At 61.1% G+C, this 717-nt stretch carries 2 protein-coding genes; both read left to right on the top strand.

The features are described from left to right. On the top strand, positions 1-291 hold a 291-nt coding region (locus tag PCO31110_RS25560), incomplete at its 5' end, for an ABC transporter permease (RefSeq protein ID WP_150691768.1). Positions 292-362: 71 nt separating this feature from the next. After that, positions 363-717: ABC transporter ATP-binding protein (locus PCO31110_RS25555; RefSeq protein WP_174979792.1), on the top strand; the 355-nt coding region annotated here is incomplete at its 3' end.

Below are 717 nucleotides of genomic sequence, written 5' to 3'. Positions count from 1 at the left end.
AAGAACCTCGGCGCGAGTAACGCGCAGGTGATGCGCGAGGTCATTCTGCCCGCAAGTCTGCCGCAGATTCTCTCGGGCCTGAAGATCATTCTCGGCCTGTCGTGGACGTGCGTGATCTCGGCCGAACTCGTCGCAGCGCGCGAAGGCCTTGGCTTCCTCATCATGAACGGCAAGGAGTTCTTTCAAACGGAAGTCGTCGTGCTCGGCATGGTGATGATCAGTGTCACCGTGCTGGTGACGGATATCGTGTTTCGCGCCATCGAGCGCAAGGTGTTGAGGTGGCAGGCATGAACGATCGCATCGATTCTCACGTTGGCGCACAGCGCACCCCCGGCGGCGCGGCCTCAGGCAACGCCGAAACGATGATCGCTATCGACGGTGTCTCGAAGCGCTATGGCGACTTCCAGGCGCTCGAGCGCGTGGATATGAACATTGCACGCGGTGAGTTCGTGGTGTTGCTCGGCGCGTCCGGTTGCGGCAAGTCGACGCTGCTCAACCTCATCACGGGCTTCGACGCGCCGACGACGGGGCAGATTCGTGTGAACGGTCGTCAGGTGAAGGGCATCGATCCGCACTGCGGCATGGTCTTTCAGCAGTACGCGCTGTTTCCGTGGCTGAATGTGCTCGATAACGTGGCCTTCGGCCTGAAGATGAAGGGCATCGACAAGGCCACGCGCTACGCCACCGCACGGCGCTACATCGAGATGGTTGGCCTCA

The sequence above is a fragment of the Pandoraea communis genome (genome assembly GCF_902459745.1).
Lineage (GTDB): Bacteria > Pseudomonadota > Gammaproteobacteria > Burkholderiales > Burkholderiaceae > Pandoraea > Pandoraea communis.
The sequence above is the reverse complement of the archived record's forward strand: the minus strand, read 5'-3'. Positions and strand labels throughout refer to the sequence as shown.